23 protein-coding genes and 1 pseudogene are annotated in these 25663 nt (G+C 64.1%); 13 read left to right on the forward strand and 11 right to left on the reverse strand.

From position 1 onward, the window contains the following. Positions 1–252: 252 nt before the first annotated feature. The gene (locus AC1L6K_RS04125) at positions 253–1497 is read left to right on the forward strand and encodes an acyl-CoA dehydrogenase family protein (RefSeq protein ID WP_480951458.1); all 1245 of its coding nucleotides are present in this window, start codon (positions 253–255) and stop codon (positions 1495–1497) included. Positions 1498–1964: 467 nt separating this feature from the next. Here AC1L6K_RS04125 and AC1L6K_RS04130 read toward each other — a convergent pair whose 3' ends face one another. After that, entirely contained in the window at positions 1965–2456 is a 492-nt protein-coding gene (locus AC1L6K_RS04130; RefSeq protein ID WP_480951459.1) for a cupin domain-containing protein, read from the reverse strand. Between the two features lie 67 nt (positions 2457–2523). Here AC1L6K_RS04130 and AC1L6K_RS04135 point away from each other — a divergent pair, with 67 nt between their 5' ends. Next, complete coding sequence (locus tag AC1L6K_RS04135) at positions 2524–3141, forward strand: TetR/AcrR family transcriptional regulator (protein WP_480951460.1); 618 nt, start codon at positions 2524–2526, stop codon at positions 3139–3141. Positions 3142–3199: 58 nt separating this feature from the next. On the opposite strand, the pseudogene AC1L6K_RS04140 reads toward AC1L6K_RS04135, so the two are convergent. Further along, positions 3200–3592, reverse strand: a pseudogene (locus AC1L6K_RS04140) (SDR family NAD(P)-dependent oxidoreductase); the annotation flags it as partial. A gap of 105 nt (positions 3593–3697) precedes the next feature. Here AC1L6K_RS04140 and AC1L6K_RS04145 point away from each other — a divergent pair. The 3 genes from AC1L6K_RS04145 to AC1L6K_RS04155 all read left to right on the forward strand — a co-directional run bounded on the left by AC1L6K_RS04145 (position 3698) and on the right by AC1L6K_RS04155 (position 6304). Next, entirely contained in the window at positions 3698–4240 is a 543-nt protein-coding gene (locus AC1L6K_RS04145; protein ID WP_480951461.1) for a hypothetical protein, read from the forward strand. Positions 4241–4940: 700 nt separating this feature from the next. After that, positions 4941–5411, forward strand: a complete 471-nt coding sequence (locus AC1L6K_RS04150; protein WP_480951462.1) for a hypothetical protein — start codon at positions 4941–4943, stop codon at positions 5409–5411. 107 nt (positions 5412–5518) lie between these two features. Then, complete coding sequence (locus tag AC1L6K_RS04155) at positions 5519–6304, forward strand: TM2 domain-containing protein (protein WP_480951463.1); 786 nt, start codon at positions 5519–5521, stop codon at positions 6302–6304. A 100-nt stretch (positions 6305–6404) separates the two neighbouring features. Here the strand turns inward: AC1L6K_RS04155 and AC1L6K_RS04160 are convergent, their stop codons facing one another. Further along, entirely contained in the window at positions 6405–6830 is a 426-nt protein-coding gene (locus tag AC1L6K_RS04160; RefSeq protein WP_480951464.1) for a PLDc N-terminal domain-containing protein, read from the reverse strand. A gap of 84 nt (positions 6831–6914) precedes the next feature. Here AC1L6K_RS04160 and AC1L6K_RS04165 point away from each other — a divergent pair, with 84 nt between their 5' ends. Beyond that, the gene (locus AC1L6K_RS04165) at positions 6915–7256 is read left to right on the forward strand and encodes a DUF4229 domain-containing protein (RefSeq protein WP_480951465.1); all 342 of its coding nucleotides are present in this window, start codon (positions 6915–6917) and stop codon (positions 7254–7256) included. A 1-nt stretch (position 7257) separates the two neighbouring features. On the opposite strand, the gene AC1L6K_RS04170 is transcribed toward AC1L6K_RS04165, so the two are convergent. The 5 genes from AC1L6K_RS04170 to AC1L6K_RS04190 form a co-directional block, all read right to left on the reverse strand. Continuing rightward, positions 7258–8136, reverse strand: coding sequence for a 1,4-dihydroxy-2-naphthoate polyprenyltransferase (locus AC1L6K_RS04170; RefSeq protein ID WP_480951466.1), 879 nt, complete (start codon positions 8134–8136; stop codon positions 7258–7260). Between the two features lie 116 nt (positions 8137–8252). Then, positions 8253–9395 carry an AMP-binding protein gene (locus AC1L6K_RS04175; RefSeq protein ID WP_480951467.1) on the reverse strand — a complete coding sequence of 381 codons (1143 nt, stop codon included), beginning with the start codon at positions 9393–9395 and terminating at the stop codon, positions 8253–8255. A 20-nt stretch (positions 9396–9415) separates the two neighbouring features. Continuing rightward, entirely contained in the window at positions 9416–10372 is a 957-nt protein-coding gene (locus tag AC1L6K_RS04180; protein WP_480951468.1) for a 1,4-dihydroxy-2-naphthoyl-CoA synthase, read from the reverse strand. 61 nt (positions 10373–10433) lie between these two features. Further along, the gene (locus AC1L6K_RS04185) at positions 10434–10868 is read right to left on the reverse strand and encodes a VOC family protein (protein WP_480951469.1); all 435 of its coding nucleotides are present in this window, start codon (positions 10866–10868) and stop codon (positions 10434–10436) included. Positions 10869–10924: 56 nt separating this feature from the next. Next, positions 10925–11359 carry a DoxX family protein gene (locus AC1L6K_RS04190; protein ID WP_480951470.1) on the reverse strand — a complete coding sequence of 145 codons (435 nt, stop codon included), beginning with the start codon at positions 11357–11359 and terminating at the stop codon, positions 10925–10927. A gap of 428 nt (positions 11360–11787) precedes the next feature. On the opposite strand from AC1L6K_RS04190, the gene AC1L6K_RS04195 reads away from it, so the two are divergent. The 7 genes from AC1L6K_RS04195 (at position 11788) to AC1L6K_RS04225 (ending at position 19853) form a co-directional block, all read left to right on the forward strand. Beyond that, complete coding sequence (locus tag AC1L6K_RS04195; RefSeq protein WP_480951471.1) at positions 11788–12240, forward strand: DUF6357 family protein; 453 nt, start codon at positions 11788–11790, stop codon at positions 12238–12240. A gap of 9 nt (positions 12241–12249) precedes the next feature. Then, positions 12250–12858 (forward strand): GNAT family N-acetyltransferase, encoded by a 609-nt coding sequence (locus tag AC1L6K_RS04200; protein WP_480951472.1) that lies wholly within the window; start codon positions 12250–12252, stop codon positions 12856–12858. 1 nt (position 12859) lies between these two features. After that, positions 12860–13558, forward strand: a complete 699-nt coding sequence (locus AC1L6K_RS04205) for a tyrosine-protein phosphatase (RefSeq protein WP_480951473.1) — start codon at positions 12860–12862, stop codon at positions 13556–13558. Between the two features lie 122 nt (positions 13559–13680). Further along, positions 13681–14148, forward strand: coding sequence for a hypothetical protein (locus AC1L6K_RS04210; protein ID WP_480951474.1), 468 nt, complete (start codon positions 13681–13683; stop codon positions 14146–14148). Between the two features lie 105 nt (positions 14149–14253). Next, positions 14254–16656, forward strand: a complete 2403-nt coding sequence (gene secA2 / locus AC1L6K_RS04215) for an accessory Sec system translocase SecA2 (protein WP_480951475.1) — start codon at positions 14254–14256, stop codon at positions 16654–16656. A gap of 69 nt (positions 16657–16725) precedes the next feature. Next, positions 16726–17289: a dihydrofolate reductase family protein gene (locus AC1L6K_RS04220; protein ID WP_480951476.1), complete on the forward strand. Its 564-nt coding sequence runs from the start codon at positions 16726–16728 to the stop codon at positions 17287–17289. Between the two features lie 110 nt (positions 17290–17399). Then, the gene (locus AC1L6K_RS04225) at positions 17400–19853 is read left to right on the forward strand and encodes a glycosyl hydrolase family 95 catalytic domain-containing protein (RefSeq protein ID WP_480951477.1); all 2454 of its coding nucleotides are present in this window, start codon (positions 17400–17402) and stop codon (positions 19851–19853) included. Here AC1L6K_RS04225 and AC1L6K_RS04230 read toward each other — a convergent pair. The 3 genes from AC1L6K_RS04230 to AC1L6K_RS04240 are packed head-to-tail and all read right to left on the reverse strand — an operon-like array spanning position 19850 to position 25637. Beyond that, positions 19850–21373 carry a glycoside hydrolase family 43 protein gene (locus AC1L6K_RS04230; protein WP_480951478.1) on the reverse strand — a complete coding sequence of 508 codons (1524 nt, stop codon included), beginning with the start codon at positions 21371–21373 and terminating at the stop codon, positions 19850–19852. The genes AC1L6K_RS04225 and AC1L6K_RS04230 overlap by 4 nt on opposite strands. Beyond that, on the reverse strand, positions 21370–23610 hold the full coding sequence (gene yicI / locus AC1L6K_RS04235) for an alpha-xylosidase (RefSeq protein WP_480951479.1): 2241 nt from the start codon (positions 23608–23610) through the stop codon (positions 21370–21372). The genes AC1L6K_RS04230 and yicI overlap by 4 nt, the downstream gene beginning before the upstream one ends. Beyond that, positions 23607–25637, reverse strand: coding sequence for a beta-galactosidase (locus AC1L6K_RS04240; RefSeq protein WP_480951480.1), 2031 nt, complete (start codon positions 25635–25637; stop codon positions 23607–23609). The genes yicI and AC1L6K_RS04240 overlap by 4 nt, the downstream gene beginning before the upstream one ends. Positions 25638–25663: the final 26 nt, after the last annotated feature.

Here is a 25663-nt window from a genome sequence, read left to right on the forward strand (position 1 = left end):
TCGCAACGGTGGCCTTGGTCCACTGAAAGTGGGAGAGGAATGATTCTGACCGCATGTGTAATAGGGAGACTTTCGCAGCAAAGTATCGTGGTCATTGTGCTTGCCGCAGCTTTAAATGCGACACAGTGTTGCGCCTGATGTCCTGGTGTTTCGCACTGTTTCACCACATGAATACTGCCTTTCCGAACGACCAACTGCCGTGGTGTAGTGATCCTATTACAGCGACATTTGATCAACGCGAAGGGAAATAACATGACAATCACGGAGTCAGTGACAACAGGTCTCACCGGTCGATGGAGGGACGCAGCCACACCCCGGGACACCGCCGAATGGATCAAACGGGCCCAAGAGGTTGCAGACATCCTCGTCGTAGACGCCGTTGAACGCGATCGCGCCAACGCGACTCCGCACGCAGAGGTGCGTCTGCTCAAGGAGTCGGGCCTCGTCACCCTGCTGGGCCCGCGCGAGCACGGCGGGGCGGGCGAGAGCTGGGAAACCGCTTACAAGGTCATCCGAGCCGTCTCCCGCGGCGACGGGTCGATCGGCCAGGTCCTTGGCTATCACTACCTCTGGGCTTGGGCCGCGCGCCTCGTCGCGACCGATGCGCAGATCTCCGCGGTGGAGGAGCTCTACACGAGCAACAACTTTCTTTTCGGCGGGGCCGTCAACCCTCGTGACTCGGATCTGATTATCCGCGAGGATGGTGATGAGCTGGTCTTTTCCGGCCACAAGTCGTTCTCGACCGGCGGGCAGATCTCGGACCTGACTGTCCTTGAAGGAGTCCTCGAAGGCACTGAAACCCATATCTTCGCGATCGTCCCGACCGCTCAGCCCGGCATCGTTTTCGGCAACGACTGGGACAGCCTTGGCCAGCGCCTTACGGAGTCCGGATCGGTCGACATCCACGACGTGCGTGTCGACTGGGCCTCGGCCGCCGGTTTCGTTGACAGGGTCTTCCAACCGCTCACCTACAACACTCTCAACGTGCCTGCGATCCAGCTCGTCTTCGCGAATTTCTACCTGGGTATCGCGCAGGGTGCGCTCGAGACCGCCTCGGCATACACGCGCACCAAGACCCGGCCTTGGCCGTACGGCGGAGATAACAAGGCGCACTCGAGCGAGGAGTGGTACCTCCTCAATGGCTATGGCGACCTGCAGTCCAAGCTTTGGGCTGACGAAGCGCTGCTCGACAAGGTGGGTGCAGAGATCAGCGCGGTGCTGCATGCGCCACGCGAAGAACTGACGGAGCGTCGCCGCGGGGAGATTGCCGTACAGGTCGCTGCCGGCAAGCTCCGGATTGTCGATGACGGACTCGAAATCGCGACGAAGGTGTTCGAATTGACCGGCGCCCGGGCCTCCGCGAGTTCGGTTGGGCTCGACATCTTCTGGCGCAACCTGCGTACGCACAGCCTGCACGACCCCATCGCCTACAAGAAACGCGAGGTTGGCGAATTTGTGTTGCTGAACCAGATCCCTGAGCCCACCTGGTACACCTGACCTGTAGGGACAGGAGCACCTTCAACCATGGGTCCCGGCCGTGCGTTAGCACCGAGGCCGGGGCCCACTCGCCGTTCGTTGTGTTCGTGGGCTGGCGCGGAGATCGTTGCGACCAATGTAGCGGCCGGTGGAGGAATTTTGAACCGCCCGGATTTATATGGAGAGTGTTGATTCCTTAAAGGGATGAGCGTCATGGCAGCGCCCAGGAGATCGTTGGACTTGGGGGTCGCAATCTCGGCGACGGCCTGACGCAGGTTCTGTTCCGGCACCGTGGGATTGAACTTTTGCAAGGCAACAAGGCAAGAAGCAGACGACGCCGGATCAACAGTTCGTCCCGTTGCTCACGTTCCCCGGTGCCCGGACTATTGCGTCGCTGGGGCCGGCTCCCAGCCCAGTCCGCCAAGCAGGTCCATGCCGCTATCGGCTGGGACTTTGCTTGGTGCGCTTGGGCGCGGTCAGTCCGTGAATTAGCCAAACGGTGGCGGCCCGACAATCACGATGCCCCCGTTGAGTCTGCCCGATTCGGCGATGCGCTCGAAATCGACCGGGCCGGTGCCTGCTTCATCAGCGGCAAGGGGCTCGCTGGCGCCCAGGTAGAAGGCTTGGGCGTTTCCGGGTGTTTGGATGCACAGCAGCGTGGTCTTCTCGGTGAGTACTTTGAACGCGTGCGGTTGGCCGCGAAGCGCCATGACCAGGCCCCCTGCTCCGACGTGCTGTTCAGTGCCGGCCAAGTTGACGAGGATCTCGCCGGAGAGGATGTACAGGGCCTCATCCGTATCTGGATGGATGTGCATGGGCGTCACCTTGCCTCGCTCCATGGTGTCGGAGTAGATCAGCGAGGCGCCACCGGTCTCTTCAGCCGTGGCCAGCCAGGTGTGGACGCCCCCTCCGTAGAACCACCGCCGCTCGCCTTCCCCTGCTTGGCGGATGAATGATTTGCTTTGCTTCTTCGTGTCCATGGGACTCGCCTCTTTATTGGGTTCACGAACTTATGGGACTAAGGTCCTATAACAAGACTGAGGTATCATGAACCTTATGTCAACCCCTTACGTGGAACTTGGTCGCAGCGGTCAGAAGCGCCGGACCCTCAATGCCTTGGTCGGTGCTGCACGGGAAATGGTCGCGGCCGGCAAGACGCCGACCGTGGACGAGGCGGCCTTGGCGGCCGGGGTGGCCAGAAGTACGGCCTACCGCTACTTCCCGGGGCAGCGGGAGCTGTTGGCAGCTGCCCACCCGGAGACAGCCATGCATTCCATGCTGCCGGACAACCCGAGCGACGACCCGGCAGAACGGCTCGACGCCGTCGTTGTCAGATTCACGGACATGATCGTCGAAACGGAGGCGCAGCAGCGGATAATGCTCAGATTGTCGCTCGATCCCGCGTTGCCCGGAGATGACCTACCGCTGCGGCAGGGCAGGGCCATTCCGTGGATCACGGAGGCGCTCTCGCCGCTGGCCGGCAAAATGACTGAGGCCGAACTTCGCCGTCTGGTTCTGGCCATTCGCAGCGCGACGGGCATTGAATCCTTGGTCTGGTTGACGGACATTGGCGGCTTGTCACGCGCGGAAGCCGTTACATCCATGCGGTGGAGTGCCCAAGCGCTGCTGCGACAAGTCTTGGAAACAGGCCCGCCACGTTGGTGAAGGGCGGTGAGTTGCCCCGCGGAATCGTGCAGCACGCTGCTGCACGATTGCGGTTCCGTCACACATCGCCCAGTTCCGCTTCCAAAAAATTGATGCTCGACAGGATGGATTTGAACTCCTCCGGCAGTGAGACCGCTATCTGTGTTTTCCAATCGGCCACCCCTAGCGGGGCGCTATATCCGCGCAGGTGTTTGGGTGAATTCACCGCGGTGATTATCGCTTGGGTGGCCCGGGCAGGGTCGCCTGGCTGTGTGCCGTGGATCGTGTCGTTTTCATTGCGCCGCTTGCCCACCGTCCTGGCATAGTCCGGTTCGACCGCAAGTGCACGGATCCCCAGAGATTCCAGCTCGGCGCGGAGCGAGCCGGCGATGCCCTCAAGAGCCGCCTTGCTCGCCGAGTAATAACCGGAGCCCTGACTCACTTTGGCGCTGATCGAGCAGATGTTCACGGTGGTGCCGGCCCGGAACGATCTGGAATGTCAGACCCTCCTGCCAAACTACGGACATACAGCTCGAACCATCACCCAAACCAGGGTTCATCGTCATCAGGAGAAGTCATGACAGCCCCACCAATACCGCCGACGCAGCCGAACGGGCCTGCCACAACGGCATTCCACAGGCAGGACCCCAACGACGGGCAGGCCCCGGCGCCCCACTGGATGCAGCAAGGTCCGCCTGCCGCAACGGGCAAGAGCAAGAAACCGTTGTTCTTTGGTTTGGTGGGCCTGATTGTTGGGCTGGCAATCGGACTTCTGCTGGGCGCACTCGGCAGCGCGGTGGACGGTGCCACTAGCCAATCCAAAGCGATCCCGGATGCGGTTGAAGCATGTTCGGCCGCGGAGACCGTCGGTGTGGACGTCATGGATGAGGGCAAGAGCCTGAACTTGCAAACTACCGGCGAGGAATCAACCGGGACCAGCATGGCCACTGTCGTCTGTGTTCTGGGCGAGGTTGATGCCCCGGACAGTCTTTACTCCAAGATCGAATCGACCCGTGCGCTGGACGGCACCCAGACAAGCGAGTGGCCAGGATTCAGCGCCTCGTGGACTTACCACCCGGACAACGGCCTGAATCTCATTGTGGAAACCGCAGCCAAATAGCTGCCCTTGAAAACAGGAGTTGCGATGAGCGAACAAGTGCCGCCGAATGATGCTTCCCTCGGGGAAACATTTGATTGGGCCACCATGCCGGCAGTTCGATGGCGGATGTTGTTTCCGCTTCCACTGCCGCCGATTTCGAACCGCTCCCGGTCAGCGGCACAAGTGGACGCTGTCGACATCACGTGTTTTGAACCTGAAAGGGTTGTCTGCCCAGCAGGCCAAATTTTGACCCGCTGGCCGAATGGTCGGCCAGCTACCTTTGGGGGAAGTAATGAGCAAGCCTGAAGAATTCGAATCCACAGAAACGCGTGAGCCCGTGTCCGGCCAAACTGCCCCGGCTGGCAAGGCCGAAACGCCTGTTCCTGCCCTGGACCCGGCCAAGTTCGGCGGCGGAACCCGCTCGTCTGCCGGGGAACCCGAGCCCCCGCGGCCTCCGAGTGCAGGCGTCCCGCCGCCGTCTGCGGCTCCGCCGACTGCGACGGGCAAGGGGGTCAAGGAGAGAAAGTTAAAAAGGTCTGCACGAGTTGGTACCGCCGGAGCTGTAGGTGCCGGTGGAGCGGGCAAAACAGCGTCAGGTGGCCGCAAACCACACGTTGGCTTGGTGGTGGCAGCAGTTCTTTTTTGTGCGGCATTGGTTGGAGGAGGCTTCTGGAGTGGGAAGGCAACCACTGATCCGGAGGCCAGCGCAGAATATGTGGCATTGAACCAGTCAGCCCAAACAACAACGAAACAGCGGGACGCATATCTGGCCCAACGAGACGGCCTGCAGGAAGAGCTGGACCAGCAGGAAACCGACATGCAGGATCGTGAAACAGCTGTGACAACTGCTGAAACGGCACTCAAGACCAAGGAAGGCGACTCCGACAAGAAGATCGCCGAACGGGAAGTCGCGGTCAAAAAGCGCGAGGATGCTGTCACCGGCGCCGAGAAGACGCAGGCGGCCAATACAGTTTCCGACGGCACCTGGGTTGTTGGGGCGGATATTGAGCCCGGCACATACAAGGCGAAAAGCAGTGTCGGTTCCTCCTGCTATTGGGCAATCCTTACGAGCGGCACCAACGGTGACGACATCATTGCCAACGACCTCCCCGGCGGCGGCCTTCCGTCGGTGACCCTGACAGCGGGACAAGACTTCAAGTCTTCCCGCTGCGGTTCCTGGATCAAGCAGTAACACGGACGGTGGCAGGCCGTTCAGGACACGGCCTGCCACCCAGCACCAACAAACATCAACCCCAATCACCGGCACCGGCAGCTTTGCCGTGCCCGAAAGGAATCATCATGTCGCAATATATGAAAGCCCCAGCGCCGCAGCAGGCGCCCTACGTTCCCGTCAAGCAGGAGAGCTCCAAGTCGTTTTTGGTGACCTGGCTGTTGTCCTTGTTCCTTGGCTACTGGGGAGTCGACCGCTTCTATCTGGGCAAGGTGGGCACGGGCCTGCTGAAGCTGTTCACGCTGGGCGGGCTCGGCATCTGGGCCTTGATCGATTTGATCATCACGCTCGCCGGCAAGCAGACCGACAAGGCTGGAAACAAGCTGGCCGGCTACTCCAAGCACAAGGTCGTGTCCATCGTCGTCACCCTGGCCTTGATGCTGGGGGGAGGCATCAGCGGCAGCGTGGCTGGCTCTTCCACCGGCAACCCTGTCGTTGAATCGGGCATCGAAGCCCCGGCCGCCCCGGAAGCAAAGGCCCCCGCAGTCCCGGAACCGGCCGCGAAGGAAGCCGCGCCGGCAGCTGCCGAGGTGCCGGCCGCAGAGGCGAGCTGGGTTGAGGTCGTCGCCCTGGGCGGCACAGCAGACCAGGCCAGCCAAGTGTTCGCACTGTCAGGCAAGGAAACCCGCATGGTGTACGAGTTCATTGGCTCCGACCCTGACATGGCCATTGCCGCCATCTATCTGGAGAAGGAGGGCACGGACATCTCCGTTGACGGTGGCATCCCCGTGGTCATGGTCTCCAAACCGGAGAGCAACACCACGGCAGTGCACAAGAAGTCCGGCAGCTACTTCCTTGACGTCAAGGCCGCAAACCTTGACTCCTGGACTGTGCGGATCGAGGAAAAGCGCTAACGCCGCTGCAACGATTCCATCAGTTCACAGTTGTGGCCCCCTCAGATGCCTGAGGGGGCCACAACTGCGAACTCACGGCCAGGACGGCCGCGGCGAAAAGTTACTTCTTCGTTTCGTCGTTCGGGTGCTCTTCGCGAAGCTTGGCCTCACGGGCCTCCAGATCCGCCTTGAGCTTACGGAGCCTGTCGGCCTCAAGCTTCTGTGCCCTGTCGACCTGCAAATTGCGGAGGAAATCGGGGTCGTCATCAGGGGCAACCGAGCGGCCCGAATTGCCTTGGTAGGAAGATCCGCGCTGGCTGTCGGCCGGCCCGCCGGAACGTTGCGGGGATCCGGACGTTGCCGCAGCGTACTGCGGACGTCCGAACAGGAACCACAGGCCCACACCAATGACGTTCAACACCACAATGACAACGATCCAGGCAGGCTTCGGAATGCTCCGCACGTCGTTGGGTTCACTGCGGATGCAGTCAATGAGTCCGTAGACAAAAACAACAACAGCCAAGGCCACGGGAATTATATAGCGCATACTTCAGTCTACCGTTGACAGACAAATCCGGCCCCCTGCCAAGGTGCAGGGAAGACGCCCAGCTTCAGCGGCTAAACTTGGTCCGTGGCTTTCCTTAAATACTCCCTGATTCGTGGCGTGCTTTTCCTGGCGTTCTTCCTCATCGCCCACCTGGCGCTGAACTTCACCCCGCTCACTGCGGCCTTGATTGCGGCCCTGTGCGCTTTTTTGGTCAGCTTCCTGTTCCTGCGCAAGCAGCGAGACGGTGCCACCGCGGTGGTCGCCGAACGGTTCGCACCAAATGCCGAAACCTCGCAGTCGGCCGGCGCCGTGGAGGATGCCGACGCCGAAGACGCCCTCGTCGACGCGAACCCCGACGTGTGGGTTGACGCCGACCGCAAGCCGGGCGCCACCAAGCTGGACCTCGACAAGCCAGGCGAAGCCTAAGCTACAGCCAGGTCAGCACCATGGCCACCGCAAACAGGACGCTGAAGCCCAGGTTAAGCAGCCCCGTCTGCTTCAGGACGGGGATCAGGGACTTGCGCTTTTTTCCCTTGAGCATGAGCCAGCTGGGCAGCAGCATGAACGGGACCAGCAACAGCACCAGCAAAATCCACGGTTTCGCCGGCGCCAGGAACAGCATCAACACCAGCGACAGTGCCAGCATCACCACATAGCTCAGTCGCGCATTCCGATCGCCCAACCGGACGGCGAGGGTCCGCTTGCCCACTTCAGTGTCGGTTGGAATGTCGCGGACATTGTTGGCCATCAGAAGTGCGACGGCGATCAGTCCCGTTGAGATTGAACCCAACACTGCCGCCACACTCACCGAGCCGGCCTGGGTGAAGGTGGTGCCCAGGGTCGCCACCGGGCCAAAGAAGAAGAACACGAAAACGTCGCCCAGGCCCATGTAGCCATAGGGGTTCTTGCCTCCCGTGTACCCCCAGGCGGCCAGGACCGCGCCGGCGCCCACGAGCAGCAGCCACCAGGCCTGCGACAGGACCACCAGGGCCAGCCCGGCCACCATCGCCAAGCTAAATGCGGCAAACGCCGCCATCTTCACGTGCGACGGTTTTGCCACGCCGCTGCCCACCAAACGCAGCGGCCCAACCCTGACCTCGTCCGTGCCCCGGATGCCGTCGGAGTAATCGTTGGCGTAGTTGACGCCAATTTGCAGGAGCAGTGCCACCAGGGCGGCCAGAACGGCCCGGAGCCAGTGCAGCCCGTCCAGGTCGTAGGCCGCGGCGGTGCCGATAATTACTGGAGCCACTGCCATGGGCAGGGTCCTCAGACGAGCTCCGGAAATCCATTGCCCCACAGTGGCCACAGCGTTACTCCTATATGTGCAGTTGAATGAGATATGCATATCTGCATAAGACAAAACAGAAAAATAAGTGGGCCCGAGCATCGGGCCCACAGGGTTAATTGTGCCGTGTTGCGGGGCTAGTCCGCTTGAGCGGCGCTAACCAGGGTGGCCAAAATCGCCGTCCTGTCGGGTTTTCCGTTGGCCAGCAGCGGCAGCTCGGAGACGAACACCACAGTCTTTGGCACCTGCTGCGGCTCCATGACAGCGCCCGCGCCGGCCAGCAACTCGGCCAACGAGCACGATCCAACCACCATGGCAGCCACCTGCTGTCCCCAATCCTCGGAGGGAACAGGAACAACAAATGCCTCGCGAACGCCCTGAACCTTGTGCAGACCGTCGATGACGGCGCCGGCCGAAACCTTCAGGCCGCCGGTGATGATGACATCGTCTATTCGGCCCAGCACGCGCAGCCGTCCGTCACTGTCCAGCTCGCCCAGGTCGCCGGTTTCATACCACCGCACCAGTTCGCCGTCGTGCTCTTCAGTGAAGAAGGACGCGGCGGTGAGCTCGGCATTCCCAAGGTACCCGGCAGCCACAACGCCGCCGCCGAGCAGGACCCTGCCGTCGCGGATGGCGAGCTGCACGCCGTCGAGCGGGACGCCGTCGTACACGCAGCCGCCGCACGTTTCACTCATGCCGTAGGTGGTGACGACCGTCAGCCCGGCACCGCGCGCGGCCTCCAGCAGCACGGGGTTGATGGGCCCCCCGCCGAGCAGGATCGCGTTGAAGCGGCGCAGCACCGTCAGCGTTTCCGCGGTGGGGTTGGTCAGCAGGCGGGTGAGCTGGGTGGGCACCAGGGAGGTGAAGCGGGTGTTGTCGGCCAGCTCCAGCGCCGCCTCGGTGAACGCTTCGGGGGTGAATCCGCCGCTCAGGTCCATGGCCCAGGGGCGGGTGCCGGCGAACAGGCTGCGCACCAAAACCTGCAGCCCGGCCACGTAGTTCATGGGCAGTGCGAGCAGCCACTGGCCCTCGCCACGCAACGCCATGGCCGTGCCGACCGACGACGCGGCCAGTGCCTCCACGCTCAGCAGGGTGCTCTTGGGCGTGCCAGTGCTCCCGGAGGTAAGCACGACGGCGGCAATATCGGTGTCGCTGTCAGCCGGCAGTCCCAGCCCGGTTTGCGGGATGAGGGTGAAGCTGCCGTCCGGGGCAATTTGGACCGCGGGGCCTTCGCCGTGCAGTGCTTCGGAGAGGGCCTTGAGCAGGGGTTCAATAGTCATGGGTACCTATATATGGGGGATTAGAAGTAGTACGGGAAGGAGGACCAGTCGGGGTCGCGTTTTTCCAGGAACGCTTCCTTGCCCTCCACTGCTTCGTCGGTCATGTAGGCCAGGCGGGTTGCTTCGCCGGCAAAGACCTGCTGCCCGGCCAAGCCGTCGTCGGCCAGGTTGAACGCAAATTTGAGCATCCTGATGGCCTGCGGCGATTGGCGGGCAATGTCGGCGGCATATTCCAGGGCGACTTTTTCCAGGTCCTCGTGGGCCACAGCCTCGTTGACGGCACCCATGCGGACCATGTCGTCGGCTGAGTACTCGCGGGCCAGGAAGAAGACTGCCCGGGCCGCCTTTTGGCCGATCTGGCGGGCCAGCAGTGCCGAGCCGTAGCCGGCGTCGAAACTGCCCACGGTGGCGTCGGTTTGCTTGAACTTGCCGTGTTCGCGGGAGGCGATGGTGAGGTCGGAGACCACATGGAGGGAGTGCCCGCCGCCGGCTGCCCAGCCGTTGACGACGGCGATGACAACCTTGGGCATGGTGCGCATGAGGCGCTGGACCTCAAGGATGTGGAGGCGGCCGGCGCGGGCCGGGTCAATGGTTTCCTTCGTTTCGCCCTCTGCATACCTGTAGCCGTCACGGCCGCGGACGCGCTGGTCGCCGCCGGAGCAGAAGGAATGGCCGCCGTCCTTGGGGGAGGGGCCGTTGCCTGTCAAGAGAACCGTGGCCACGTCGGGCGTCATGCGGGCGTGGTCCATGGCCCGGTACAGCTCGTCGACTGTGCCTGGGCGGAACGCGTTGCGCACCTCGGGGCGGTTGAAGGCGATGCGCACCGTGGGAAGATCTTTGATGATCGTGCCGCCGGCGTCCCGCTCCACCTGGCGGTGGTAGGTCATGTCGGTGAAGTCGAAGCCGTCAACCACGCGCCAGCGGGTGGGGTCGAAGATGTCTGATACCTGGTCTGGAAGATTCTGCACGCTGCTCACCCTTGTGATTCTAGCTGGGCGGTTCCTGCTGGCGGGACAGCGCCCGACGGGCGTGTGGGTGTCAGCCGATGCAGAATTCGTTGCCTTCGGGATCGGCCATGGTGAACCAGGCATGCGGTCCCTGGCTCTCTTCCCACAGGAAGGTGGCGCCTCGGGCTTCCAGTTTTTCGCGGACGGCTGACTTATCGTCGCCGCCCAACCGCACGTCCCAGTGGATGCGGTTCTTGCCTGCCTTGGCGTCGTCGCTCGCCTGGAACAAAATTCTGGGCTGGTCCTGTGTGGCAGCAGCCCCGGGGACGATGGCCTGGCCGCCCGCCCACACCAGGACGCCGTTGTGGAGGAGGGTTTGGTCGTCGGTGGCGAAGCCCCTGGCCACCATGGAGCGGATGAAGTCCTCGTCGGAGGGCTCCGCCTCCCACCCCATGGTCTCCGCCCACCAATCGGCAAGAACGTGCGGATTGAGGCAGTCAACGACGATTTGCAGTGAATAGGCCATGGGAGAAGTCTGCCGCTGCCGGCGCTGGGCGTCCAGTGCCGGCGGCGGTTCAACGGTTAGGCCAGGACGCGCAGCTTGGAATTCGTGCGGCCAAACAGGAGGTGGTCCAGAGACAGCTTGCCCGGGCCGGCAAGAGCCACCGCGAGGGCTGACGTGCCCAGCAACAGCACGAGTTCAAAACCGCCGGCCTCGACGAAGATGCCTGCAGACGCGTGGACAAGGATGATGGCGCCGAGCATGTTCAAGGTCAGCAGCGCGGCGAAGGGGCGGGTGGCCAGGCCCAGAATCAAGGCGATGCCGCCCACCAATTCCAGGGTGGCAATGATGGGTGCCACCACATCGGCGGCGGGGACGCCCATCTGTGCGAAGGAGCCTTGGGTGCCGGCGATGGTGAATTCGTTGTACTTCTGCCAGCCGTGGGCGGCAAAGAGGAAGCCAACCACTATGCGAAGGACGGTGCGGGCGGCCGTGTTCAGGGCAAGGTTGTTCATGGGATTCTCAACGTTTCGTCGGGGGTATGGGTTGGTCTTCAGGGAGAAGGACCAAGCCTCAAATGCTTGAAGCTTCAATCAAAGTCTCGCAGATATTAGGTTGCTGAGTCAACTATTGGCGCAGTCGGCGGTCTCATGCTGCGGATTCTGGGTAGGTCCCCGCCCGCTTTCCGGCCGGCGCTGGTGCGTTATGTCGGTGATGCCCAAAGCCCGCAACCACGTGCCTGCGGGTAGGGTCGAAGATGTCAGGGACCTGCTCGGGAAGCTTGATTGCGCTGCCCGCTTTTGTGATTCCGGCGGCGGAAACGATTCGCAGCCTGTCGCGGTGGCCGCGCGGGCAAGGGACTGATGAATGCGGACCCCGGGTGAGTGCCGATGCTTCTCCCGGTCCCCATGGAGCAACGATTCGGAAGGGAAAGTGGAGGTTCATGGACGAGCTTGTCTTCTCTCGCGATTCCTCGTGGTTCCCCAGCGTGATTCGGCGGGATGGTGAGTTGCGGATCCACTTGGTTGGTGGAGCCGACGCCTTGCATGGCCCCAGGGTATTCACCTTTCCGATCGAAGAAGCGCATCTCGCCGTGATTCGCACGAGCCTGACACGCCACCTGTTGCTCTACTGTGCACTTAGTCCGCTGGCAGATGAAGCCGGGAGCGGAGGACCGCTAAATGAAAGCGCGGCCGTGGCGCTGCTGGACCCAATACTGCTCTCAGCCGATGACGAGGTTGATCGATTCTTCTGGGAAAACAAGTGGGACAGACGCCTGCTCGTTGCCCACGGGGCCAACATCCGCCTGCTCAAGCGCGTCCAGCTTGTCGCTGCACTTCGTCATGCGACGCCGAGCTCCGACTGGTCCAGGGTGCACAAGTACTTGGGACGATAAAGTTCTTCCATGGACTTGATTGCACCCGTCACCCTCCGCGGTAAATACGTAACCCTCGAGCCTTTGAGCTTGGACCACCACGACGGCCTGGTGGCGGCGGCCTCCGACGGCGAACTGTGGAACCTCTGGTACACCTCCGTGCCACGACCTGAAAGCATGCGCGCAGAGATGGAGCGTCGCCTGGCACAGCAGCATGCCGGCGTGATGCTGCCATTTACCACCCGCATCAATGACCCCGAAACCGGCGAGCCCGGCAGGATCGTCGGCATGACCACCTACTGCAACATCAATGCTGAACTACCCCGCCTGGAAATTGGGTACACCTGGAACGCGGCCAGTATTCAAGGCACCGGCACCAACCCGGACAGCAAGAGGCTTCTGCTTGCCCATGCCTTCGAGGTGCTGGACTGCGTGGCAGTTGAATTCAACACGCACTGGATGAATATTCAGTCACGCGAGGCGATCGCCCGGCTCGGCGCCAAGCAGGACGGCGTGCTCCGCTCCCATCGCCGCATGCCCGACGGTTCGCTGCGAGACACTGTTGTCTTTTCCATCCTGGCCGCCGAGTGGCCGCAGGTCCGCAACGGGCTCGACTTCCGCCTCGCCAAAAAGCGCTGACATGGATTCCTCCCAGCCGGCCGCCCCGCACTGGGAAGGTGCCGTCAACGCCAGGCTGCTTGCCGGCGACATCTACCGCATGGGCCGCAGCGAGTGGCTCACCGAGCACGGCTGGGACCAGGCGTACGCCGACGGTGTTCGCACTGTCATCGACTTGAGGAACCTCACGGAGCGCAAACGCAGGCCCAGCGACCCGGTGGTGGGCGAGGAGGCGATGGCAAGGTTCGTCGTCGTGCATGCACCGACGGAAGACCCCGAAGACCCGCGCTATGCAGGACTTTTTCACCCTTATATGAACCACCCGCGGTTGTATTCGGACATCATTGCGCTGTTTCCGGATCGGGTGGCCGGCGTGTTCAGGGAGTTGGCGGCAGCGCGGGGCAAGGTGGTGATTCATTGCTCTGCCGGGCGGGACCGGACAGGGTTGATTGCGACGTTGCTGCTGGCGCTGCTCGGGCAGGCCGGGAGGGCGGCGGCCGAGGACGAGCTGGCGGCACGCGGCATCAACGAGTGGCATTTGGTGGCGCCGGTGAAACACCCCCATGAGCGGCATTTGGGTGCGGCGGAATTGGCTGAGGTCGTGCAGGGCCGGGGCAGGGCCGTGGCGGAATTTGTGGGCGGCATGGATGTGCGGGCGTTCTTGCTGGCCAACGGTGTGGGCGCCGCGGAGATCGACGCCGTTATTGCCCGGAGCCGCTGAGCTGCAGTCTGGTGGCGTGCCCATCATCGTTGCGGTCGACTGGCGTCCGAAAATGTCGGAGCCCACTGTCAGACTGACAGCACTGGAAAAACAGCTGGGACGAAATACGGCAGGCGGATGGCATGACAGTGTGTGATGACTTGGATCCGACACCCATTTGCGTCCCACCGCGGGCATGGCTGGAGATCGATGTGCCGGATCTCCCGCCGGTCGACGAGTTCCAGGATCGGGCGTGGACCCGCGTCGAAACGTCGCGCGTGCTGCGGCTCTACGACGCGGGTTGCCCCATTTACGACCTTGAAGCGGATTCCGGCATCGAGCTCCGCCACGTTGTGATTCGACTGGTCCGCCTGATGTTTGGCGCCCGGGGCCGCCTCGACGACGAGAACACCGCACCCCGGTCGGGCGAGGCGTACTCGCGGGAGGACCTGCAGCTCATGCGCGGCATGTTCCTGCAGGGAAGTTCCCTGGATGTTATTGCGGAGGCGCTGGGGCGGACCCAGCTGGGTGCCGGCTGGAAGCTTTTGTCGCTGCAAATCCCCACGCTGTCAGCGGAGCTGCGCGAAGACTATGCGGCAGGCGGCCGCTAGCCGGAACGGGTCTTCCTGTGGGGCGGCTCGGATGGTCCCGTCGCACAGGGGCGTGCCGGCGGGCGGCAACAATTCCAACAACAATGGGATGATGACGCAATGCGCATGAACAACGAAGCATCAGGAAAGCAACGGGCCGCCAAGGGCAGGCCCTTGCTGGGCAACAAGTTCAAGAATTGGCTCATGAACACCCCGGGCGTCGTGGATACGGCAGCCCTGGGCCCTGTTGCCGGCCGGGCAGCCACCCAGGCTGCAGCGCTGCAGCAAACACACGCGGCGCCGGGGCAGGCGGCCGCAGCGGCGCAGCAAAAGCTGGCGATCCTTCGAGGGGCGTCCGCGGCCTGGAGCGATGCCGAGCTGGAAAGCTACCTGTCGTGTGCGGTGGTGCTGCTGGAGGAGGCGCTCGGGATGACCCTCTTCGACACACAGTTGCTGGCCGCAGCCAACATGCTGCGCGGAACTGTCGTTGAAATGGACACCGGCGAAGGCAAAACGCTTGTCGGGGCCGTCGTGGCCGGAGCCCAAGCGGTGCGCGGGCGCCGCGTCCATGTGCTCACCGTCAACGACTATCTCGCCCAGCGCGACGCGCACTGGATGCACCCCTTCTACGAACTTCTCGGCGTCAGGGCCGAAGCGGTGACCTCGGCGACGGAGCCACGGGACCGCAAGATCGCGTATCTGGCCGACGTCGTGTACGTCTCCGTCAACGAGCTTGGCTTCGACGTCCTACGGGACCGGAGCTGCACCGAACCCGACGCGGCTGTCCTCCAACCGGTTGACGCCTGTGTCGTGGATGAAATCGATTCGGTGCTGGTGGATGAAGCCACGGTGCCCCTGGTCCTGGCAGGGCGGGCACGCAGCGAACTGCAAGGTGTCGACGTCGCCAGTTTCGTCAAGGCCCTCCGGCCTGCGCTCGACTACACGGTTGAAGCCAACAAGCGCAACGTTTCCCTGACGGATGCCGGCTTGGCCCGGGTTGAAGCCAGGTGGCCCGACGTCGAACTTTATTCGACGGCAGGCACGCCGTTGTTTTCCTCCATCAACGTCGCCCTGCACGCCCAGGTCCTGCTGCAGCGCGACGTCGACTACATCGTGCGCGACGGCAAGGCCGAAATTGTGTCCGATTCGCGCGGGCGCGTGGCCCACCTGCAGCGCTGGCCGGACGGCCTGCAGGCCGCCGTGGAAACCAAGGAAGGCCTGCACCACACCGAGCAGGGCGAAGTCCTCGACCAGCTGCTGGTGCGCGACCTCATCAAGAGCTTCGGCAGCGTCACGGGCATGAGCGGCACCGCCGTGGCCGTGTCGGAATATTTGCGCACCCACTACGAGCTCGACGCGGGCCGCATTCCGCCCCACAAGCAGTGCATCCGCCAGGACCGGGCGGAGCAGGTCCATGCGACGGGGGCGCAGCGCGACGCCGCTGTCATCGCCGCTGCCGCCACGGCCCACGGCACGGGCCAGCCCGTCTTGATCGGCACCCATGACGTGGCCGCGTCGGAGCGGTTCGCCGCCCTGCTGGCCGACGCAGGCATTGGCTGCCAGGTCCTCAACGCCCGCAATGACAGCGTCGAGGCGGACATCATCGCGCAGGCCGGGCGCCGGGGAGCTGTCACCGTGTCGACCCAGATGGCAGGGCGGGGCACCGACATTTTGCTTGGCGGAAGTCCTGCCAACGCGGAAGCGCACAGCGACGTTGCCGCACTGGGCGGGCTGCTCGTCATCATCGTTGGCCGCTACTATTCGCCGCGGTTGGACGCACAGCTGCGCGGGCGGGCCGGGCGGCAGGGCGACCCCGGCGCCAGCATCATCTTTTCCAGCATGGAAGATCCGGCTGCCAACGGACAGGAAGCCCATGGCCTGGAGCTCAGCGAATCCGTGGACCAAGAAACGGACGACGCCGGACTCGTCACCCGGCCGGGCGTGTCCAGACTCCTTGACCGCGCCCAGCGCCTGGCCGAACAGGAACGGTTCACCACCCAACAAAACTCCTGGAAGTACAACGAACTGATCGCCTACCAGCGCGAGGTCGTGCTGGCCGAGCGCGGCCGGGCCCTCCACGACAAGGCGGCCGCGCTGGAGATCCTTGAAACCATCGACGCCGCGGGAACCGGCCGGCTGGAGGAGCTGCGCAGCATCCTGGACAGCGGGGAGCTGGCCCGGGTGTGCCGGGCCGTGTTGCTCTTTGAACTCGACGCACTGTGGAGCGACCACCTGGCCCTGCTCTCCGAGCAGCGTGCCGCCATCCACCTACGGGCGCTGGGCCGGCAGAATCCGCTGGATGAGTTCCGGCGCGAGACCATTCGCGCCTTTGAGGGCTTTCTCGACGACGCCCATGCCGCGGCATTGGAGACCGTGGAGGCGCTGGAAGTTGCTGACGGCCGCGTAGACCTGGCGGCTGCCGGGATCCGGCGCGGCTCCACCACGTGGACGTATGTTGTCGATGAAAACCCCTTCGGCAACCAATCGGATGCGATCGTGAAGTGGTTGTTGAAAAAGCTCGGCAAATAGCTGGCCGCCCCGGCAAAATGGGCGAATACTGGTGATCAGGCAGCCCACAATTTACAGGAGGCGACAGCCATGGCCAAGCTCATCTACGCAGCGCTCACCTCATTGGACGGCTACATTGAGGATCGGGAGGGCAAGTTCGACTGGGCCATGCCGGACGAAGAGGTCCACAGCTGCATCAACAACCTTGAACGCAGCATCGGCACCTACCTGTACGGACGCCGCATGTACGAGACCATGAAGGTGTGGGAAGAATTTTACGGCCAGCCCGACCACACCCATGTGGTGCGTGACTATGCCAACCTCTGGCACATGGCTGACAAGGTGGTGTTCTCCCGCACCCTTGACCACACCACCACCGCAAGGACGCGGATTGAGCGGGTCTTTGACCCGGACGACGTCCGGGAGATGAAAGCCGGGGCCGCCGAAAACTTGGCCGTGGGCGGGGCCGAACTGGCCGGGGAAGCGCTGCGTGCCGGGCTGGTGGATGAAATCCACCTCTTTGTCACGCCGGTGATTGTCGGCGGCGGGAAGTCGGCACTTCCCGAGACCACGCAAACCCGGCTGGAACTGCTGGGCGAGCGGCGCTTTGACAACGGCGTCGTCCAACTTCACTACCTTGTGCGGAACGGCTGAAAAACAACCCGGAACCGGCCGTCACAAACGCCTGGGCGGGATGCATTCTGGAAGCATGGACTCGGGGAAAACTCCCTGCCGCACCGCGGACCGCACACCAGAAAGCAGCCATGACCCAACCACGCCCGGCCGGTGCCCTTCTCACGGATCTGCGCCCGCCCCGCCAGGCGGCGGCTGCCCACACGCTGTGGTTCGACGCGCCCGCACAGGAATTTACGCAGGCCCTGCCGCTGGGCAACGGGAAACTCGGCGCCATGTGCTACGGAGGGACCCGGCAGTCGCGGATACAACTCAATGACGCCACGGCCTGGTCCGGTGCGCCCGGCAGCGAAGCGGCCAACGGGGCCGGCCGCGGCGACGGCCCGGATGTGATTGCCCGCGCACGGGAGGCCCTGGCCGCCGGAGAGCACGCCGCCGCGGAGTCAGAACTGGCCAAGCTGGCCACGGGCCACACGCAAAGTTACCTGCCCTTCGCCGAACTGGTGCTGGAGCTGGACTTCGGCGACCAGCCGGACGCGGGGACGGACGGCGACCAGCCGCATCCCGAACGGGCCCATTCCGAACCGGCGTTGCAGTATCGCCGCAGCCTGGACTTGCGCAGCGCCGTGCACGATCACAGCTACACCGTTGCCGGCCGGACCATCATCGGACAGGCCTACATCTCGGCCGCACACCAGGTGCTGGTGCTGGAACTTCAGGTGGCGGGCGGACCCCTGTCGAAGGTGGCCGCCTCGCTGGTGAGCCCCCTGCGGGTGGTGGAAACAACTGTGGGACCGGGCACGCTGGGCCTGGACCTGCAGCTGCCGAGCAATGTGGCGCCGTCGTACGCCAAACCTCCCACCGGCGTGCAATACGACCAGCCAGGCCGGGAATCGCTCCGCGGCGCCGTCGTGGCGCAGTGGCAGCATGACGGCACGGAGCTGGACGGCACCGGAAGCCTGGCTGCCGCCGGTGTCTCCCGGTTGCGCCTCGTGGTTTCCACCGGCACCAATTTTGCCGGACCGGGACAGGCTCCTGAGCCCGACCATGCCGTGGCCAGGCAGCGTGCCACCGAGTTTGTGCGGGCGGCCTCGGCACTGTCCTCGGACGAGCTTTTGGACGCCCACATTGCCGGGCACCGGGAACTTTACGACCGCGCGGAACTGGACCTCGGTGAGCCCGCGGGGGATCCGGCCCTGCCGCTGGACCGGCGCCTGCGCGAGAGCCCCGCCGATCCCGCGCTCGCCGCCCTGCTCTTCAACTACGGCCGCTACCTGCTGATCGGCAGTTCCCGCCCGGGGACCCTGCCCGGCAATCTGCAGGGCATCTGGAATGAAGAAATGCAGCCGCCGTGGAGTTCCAACTACACCATCAACATCAACGCCCAGATGAACTATTGGGCGGCCGAAGGCGCCAATCTCGCCGATTGCCACGAACCACTCTTTGACCTCCTTGACGCCCTGTCCGTGGCCGGTCGAAACACGGCCCGCACCGTCTACGGGCTCGACGGCTGGGTGGCCCACCACAACACCGACGCCTGGGCGTTCACCTCGCCGGTTGCCGGTGACACGTCGTGGTCGTTCTGGCCCATGGGCGGAGCCTGGCTGGCAACCCACCTCTGGGAACATGTGCGCCATGGCGCCGGCAGCGATTTCGCGGCCGAACGGGCCTGGCCGGTCATCAAGGGGGCCGCCGAATTCTGCCTCGGCTGGCTCGTCAGGCAGCCGGACGGCACGCTGGGCACCACCCCGTCGACGTCGCCGGAAAACCACTTCCGCACCGCCGCCGGTGTCATTGCGGCTGCAAGTCAAAGTTCGACGGCGGACATCGCCATCATCGGCAGGCTCTTCCGGGCGGCACTTGAGCTGGCTCCGGAGGGGGACCCCCTCGTGGCCCGGCTCCGGGATGCCCTGCGGAGGTTGCCGGAGATTCCCTTGGCGCCGGACGGCACCGTCCAGGAATGGGCCGAGCACTTTGACCAGCCCGAACCAGACCACCGCCATGTCTCACACCTGTACTTTGCCTACCCCGGCGAGACCGAACTTGACCCGCCCCTGGCTGATGCCGTGGCGCGAACCCTGGATGCCCGCGGTGACGATTCCACTGGTTGGTCGCTGGCCTGGAAACTGGCGCTGCGGGCCCGGCTCAGGGACACCGACGCGGTGGAGCGGCTGCTGGTGTTGATGTTCAGGACTGCCGGCGGGCAGCATGGCCCGCATGCCGGGGGCCTGTACCCGAACATGTTTGCCGCCCACCCGCCGTTTCAGATCGACGGCAACTTTGGCTTCGTCGCCGGAGTCCTCGAGTGCCTGGTGCAAAGCCATGCCGGCCGTATCGAGCTGCTGCCCGCGGTGCCGGGGGTGTGGCCGGCAGGGGCTGCCCGCGGACTTGTGGTGCGTCCCGGACTCGAACTGGATCTCGCCTGGGCCACGGAAGCCGGCGCACCGGTGCTCGTCTCGGCCCGCCTGCGGGCCCGTGCGGCCCACACCGCCGGTGAGGTGGGTGTCGGCTGGGAGGGGAGGTCCGCCGTCGTGCACGTCAGCGAAAAGGCGTGGACGGAGTTGAGTCCGGCGGATTTTTCCTAACTTAACCCGCTGTGGGGTTGGTAGCCCACCCGCAGCAGCCGGGCCTCACCGCGCAGCGTGTGCACTCCGATGGTGCGACCGGTAAAGCCACCAGCCACCTCGGTGGAGAGGTAGCGCCCGTCCAAACGGGCCAGTTCGCGTGTCCCGGCGGCATCGGTCAGTGAGAAGCGCAGGTCATCCGGCCCGTTGGACAGTGAATCCACGGCCTCGATGATCAGCTCGACGGTGGCCCCCGCCAGCTGCTGACCGTCCGCGACCGCATGGTGCAGGGCACCAATTTGTGCGTGCACCTCCGCGACCCGGTCCACGGTCCGGATCTCGTACCAGTGCTGCTCATCGATGCGGACCCGCAGGCCGGCCTCCGTTGGCAATTCCAGCACGGCAAGGAATCGCCACCGCAGGTCCTGGGCCCGGACAGACAGCAAGGCGGGAGCGTCATTGTGCGCCGCCGCGGGACGCAGCGAAACCCCGCCCGCAGGGTGCGCCGCAACAAAGTCTGCGAACCCTGCGCCCGGGGAGATCCAGCGCGGCTCGAGGGTGGCAGTGGTGAACGCGTCAACAAATCCGACTGTTCCGGGGACAGTGAATTTCTCAGGCAGAACGATGGGCCAGCCGTTGTCATCCCACTCGATCCCGGCCACGAAGGTCTCGCGGCCGTTGACGTGGAACAGCGGGGTGGTGCCGCGCGGGCGAACGCCGAGATAGACCATGGCCCACGATCCATCGGCACACTCGACGATGTCGGCATGGCCCGTGTTCTGCGTGGGGAAGGTGGTGCTGCGGCGGGAAAACAAGGGGTTGCCTGGAGCCGATTCGAAGGGACCAGCCGGCGACTTTGCGCGGGCAATGCTGATTGCGTGCCCACGTTCGGTGCCGCCTTCGGAGATGAGCAGATACCACCACCCACCCCTGCGAAACAGGTGTGGGCCTTCCGGATAGGCCAGCCCCGTGCCCTGCCAGAGCCGCCTCGGAGCCTCCAAGACAGCCCCGCGCCCGAGATCAACGCGGGCTTGCGCGATGCCGCGGGTCTCGGGGTCATTGGAGCAGAACGTCACGTAGCAGGTGCCGTCGTCGTCCCATGCCAGGTCCGGATCGATGCCGTTCAGTTCGGAGATCAGCACAGCCGGTGTCCACGGCCCCTCCGGGCTCGGAGCTGAGACCAGCAGCTGCCCGCGGGCGCCCGAGACATTTGTTGTGATCATCCAGAAACGTCCGTCATGATGGCGGATTGTGGGAGCGTAGATTCCTCCGTTGGACCCTGCGGCGCCAGCCGTGAACTGGTCATCGCGATCGAGGATGTTACCGATCTGTGTCCAGTTCACGAGGTCGGAACTGTGCCACAGCGGCACGCCCGGTGAATACTCAAATGATGAGTTGACGAGGTAGTAGTCCTCGCCAACACGGCAGACTGACGGGTCGGGGTGGAATCCCGGGATGATGGGGCACTTCGCTGCCGAGAGCATCTGCGGTGCAGCGCCGCCCCGGGCGATGGCGGCAGGCTGGTCGAGGTCGATGCTCATTTGACACCTGTCGTGGTTGTTTCGACGGTTGTTTCGGTGCCTGAGAAGCGTTCGACGGCGGTGACCTGGCTGCCGCTGCTGCCCACGGTTGCCACGCTCACGTCAAAGACGGCGCTTCCGCCGCCCGGCTTTGGGATGGACACGACCGACTGCTGGCCCTCAGCGGGGGCGAAGGCCGTGAACTCGACCTCCCTGGACCAGTCGTATTCGGGCCTGTCGCTGACGGTGCCCAGTGGGAGCACGGCACCCTGCCGGACGTAGGTGGCGGACTCGAATACGGAGAAGGTCTTGTTCTGCCAGCCCGGCCCGGTGATCTGCCCGCCGCTTTCCAGATGCGTCCACGTGCCCGCGGGCACGTAGAACTGGACCGCGCCGCTGGGATCCATGACGGGAGCCACCAAGAGATCAGGTCCCAGCATGTACTGCCGGTCCAGGCCTGCGCAGCCCGGGTCTTCCGGGAACTCCAGGAACATGGGGCGCATCATGGGGGTGCCGGCGGAGTAGGCCTCTTCGGCGCTGGCCAGCAGGTACGGCATGAGGCGCATCTTAAGCTCGGTGAAGTGCTTCAGGACCTCGCTTGATTCCTCATCCACGAGCCACGGCACCCGGTAGGAGTTGGATCCGTGCAGCCGCGAATGTGAGGACAGCAGGCCAAAGGCAATCCAGCGCTTGAAGACGTCGGGATCAGGGGTTCCCTCGAAACCGCCGATGTCGTGGCTCCAGAAACCAAAACCGGAGGACGCCAGGGACAGGCCCCCACGCAGCGATTCGGACATGGCAGCGAATGATGACTCGCAGTCCCCGCCCCAGTGGACGGGCAGTTTCTGCCCGCCGGCGGTGGCCGAGCGGGCGAACAGCACGGCCTCGCCCTGCCCCAGCTCCTTGGTCAGCAGGTCAAAGACGACCTGGTTGTACAGCTGCGCATAGTAGTTGTGCATGCGCTGGGGGCTGGAGCCGTCATGCCAGCGGACATTGGTGGGAATTCGCTCGCCAAAGTCAGTCTTGAAGGAATCCACACCCTGGCCCAGCAAGGACCGCAGCTTGTCCTGGTACCAGCGGGCGGCCTCCGGGTTGGTGAAGTCAACCAGCGCCATGCCCGCCTGCCACATGTCCCACTGCCAGAGGGATCCGTCCTCTTTTTTGACCAGGTAGCCCAGTTCCATGCCTTCCTTGAACAGGTGGGAGCGCTGGGCGATGTATGGGTTGATCCAGACGCAGACCTTCAGGCCGCGTTCGTGCAGGCGGGCCAGCATCCCCTCGGGGTCGGGGAAGGTGGCCGGGTCCCACACGAAGTCTGACCAGTGGAAGGCGCGCATCCAATGGCAGTCAAAGTGGAACACTGACAGCGGCAGGCCGCGCTGTTCCATGCCGTCGATGAACGACATGACTGTCTCTTCGTTGTAGTTGGTGGTGAACGAGGTGGACAGCCACAGTCCGTACGACCAGGCCGGGATCCGGGACGGGCGTCCGGTCAGTTCCGTGTAGCGGGCCAAAATGTCCTTGGGGGTTTCCCCGTGAATGACGAAATACTGCAGCTTCTGGCCCTCGACACTGAATTGAGTGCGTGAAACAACCTCCGAGCCCACCTCGAAGGAGACCTGTTCCGGATGGTTGACGAAGATCCCGTAGCCGCTGTTCGTCAGGTAAAACGGGACGTTCTTGTAGGCGAGCTCGCTGGAGGTGCCGCCGTCTTCATTCCAAATGTCAACCGACTGGCCGATCTTGACGAAGGCGCCAAAGCGCTCTCCCAAACCATACACATTGGTGCCCACGCCGAGCGTGAGCTGTTCGTGCACATAGTTTTTGCCGGCAGCATCGCTGATGGCGCCGATGCTGCGTGGGACGGAGCTGGTGAGCACGAGGCCGCCGGCCATGAAGTCAACGCCCCAGGCGCCGTCGGTCTTGATCCGTGCGCTCAACGCGCCGGAGGCGTAGACGGCCTGGCCGTCGGCGATGGAGATGGTGACGTCCGGGTTCGTGTCCGCCACCTCGAAGTGCGGGCCCGGGTCCAGGGCGCCCTGAAAATGTTCAATCGTCACGGAGATGACATCCGGCAGCGGGGACTCGAAGGTGATGGTCAGCTGCGGGCAGTTCAAGGCGTCGCCGCGGGAGTTGATCGGCTGGGTGGGGGCGAACACGGAGAGTTTGCTGCCCTCGGCGACAACGTCGGACACATCGCGGGGGTTCAGTGCCGTGATCCCCGGGCGGTGCATCCAGTATCCGTCGGTGAATTTCATGAATGGACTCGATTTCTCTTGTGTGACAGTACGTTGGCCCCGTGCGGGGGAAGTGTGACGGTGGTGGTGCCGGCGTCGCCGCGGGTGCCGGGCAGCTCAAATGAACGGGTGGCGGGACCATGGTTGAGCAGGAAAAGCTTGTCGCCGCGGTGGACGGCCTCGACGTCGTCGGGCAGCCCCTGCGGCACCGGAACCTCAATCCCGGCAGCACCAACGGCTGCCATGACAAGTGATTCCAGGGCCGGGCCTGGCAGGTCTGCGCCTGCGTACCAGGCTTCGCCGGCACCCCATGGATTTGCCGTCACGGCGGGCTTGCCCGCCAAACGGCCGCAACCAAAGTAAGCCAGGGTCCGGGTGTCGGCGCCATGGAGCTCCAGGTCCTCGGACCAGAGCGTCGCGTGGATGTCCAGCAGGTTCAGTTTGGCGTCCGGACTGGTGAAGGCGACGGGCACGGGGCCGGCCAGGGGCAGCCATTCTTCACCCGAGACACCCAAAACGTCCGACAGGATCCGGGGGAACCTGCCGGTGGCAAGTTTGGCTTCCGTGTCGGCCACGGCACTGAAGGGGCCCACCAGGATGTGTCCGCCGGTTGCCACGTAGCGTTTCAGGTCATTGGCCTGTTCCTGGGCCAGGATGAACAAATTGGGCAGCAGGACCAGGCCAAAACGGGTCAGGTCCGTGGCCGGGTGCACCACCTCCACGGCCAGGCCATGGCGCAGCAGCGGCCGGTAGTAGGCCATCAGCTGGTCCATGACCTTGAGCTTGTCGGAGGGCCGGGCGGCGGATTCGGCAGCCCACCAACTGGACCAGTCGAACAGGATCGCGATTCGGGCTTGGCTGGAGGTGCCGGCCAGATCGCCCAGCTGGGCCATTTCGGCACCCAGGGCGGCAGCCTCGCGAAAAACGCGGGTGTCCCGTCCGGCCAGCGGGACCACTGCCGAATGGAACCGTTCGGCACCGAACGCCGACTGCCGGAACTGGAAGAAGCACACACCGTCGGCTCCGCGGGCCACGGCGGAGAGCGCGTCGACCCGCAACGCCCCCGGCTCCTTGGCAACGTTGTGGGGGCGCCAGTTCACCGCGGAGGTGGCGGACTCCAGCAACAGCCAGGGGCTTCCCCCGGCCAGGCCGCGGCACAGGTCGTGGGTGAGCGCGCCCAGCTGCCATGACTGCTTGTCACCGGGATCGGTGTACCAGTCATTGGCCACGAAGTCTGTTTCCGCCGCCAACTTAAAGTAGTCCAGGCCCTGGAAGAATCCCATCATGTTGGTGGTGACAGGGTGCTCGCTGTCATGGTGCCTGATGATGTCCCGTTCGGCACGGTACAAGGACACCAGCTGGTCAGAGGTGAAGCGCTTGAAGTCCAATTCCTGGGCCGGATTGCCAATGTAGGGGGCGTTCCGGGGCGGCAGGATCTCCTCCCACGTTGAATACTGCTGCGACCAGAACGTGGTGCCCCAGGCCTCGTTGACCCGCTCCAGTGAGGTGTGCCGGTCCATGAGCCAGCGCCGAAAAGCGCACGCCGTCTCGTCGTCGTAACTGATTTGGCCCAGTTCGTTTCCCACATGCCACATGGCCACGGCCGGGTGGGTGGCATACCTTTCGGCCAGTTTTCCGGTGACGGCAGCGGCGGCCGCACGGTATTTCGGTGAGGACGGGTTGAACTGGTTGCGTGAGCCATACCAAAGTGTGTGGCCATGTGCATCAGTGGGCAGCGTTTGGGGATATTTTCTGCCCAGCCAGGGCGGGGGAGACGCAGTGGGGGTGGCCAGGCTGACCCGGATGCCGCCTGCATGCAACAAGGCCAACACTTCGTCCAGCCAGGCGAAGTTCCACTGGCCTTCGGACGGTTCCAGCTGCGCCCAGCTGAACACCCCCACGGTGACCAGATTGATGCCGGCCTCCTGCATGAGGGCAATGTCGGCCGGCCAGCTCTCCCGGGGCCACTGTTCAGGGTTGTAGTCGGCCCCGAAGAGCAGCCCGCCGCTCGGCATGGCCGGGGCCAATCCGAGTTGTTGCTTGTTCATGAAATTCCTTCTGCCATGGGTGGGTT

The sequence above is a fragment of the Specibacter sp. BI4 genome (assembly GCF_056680095.1).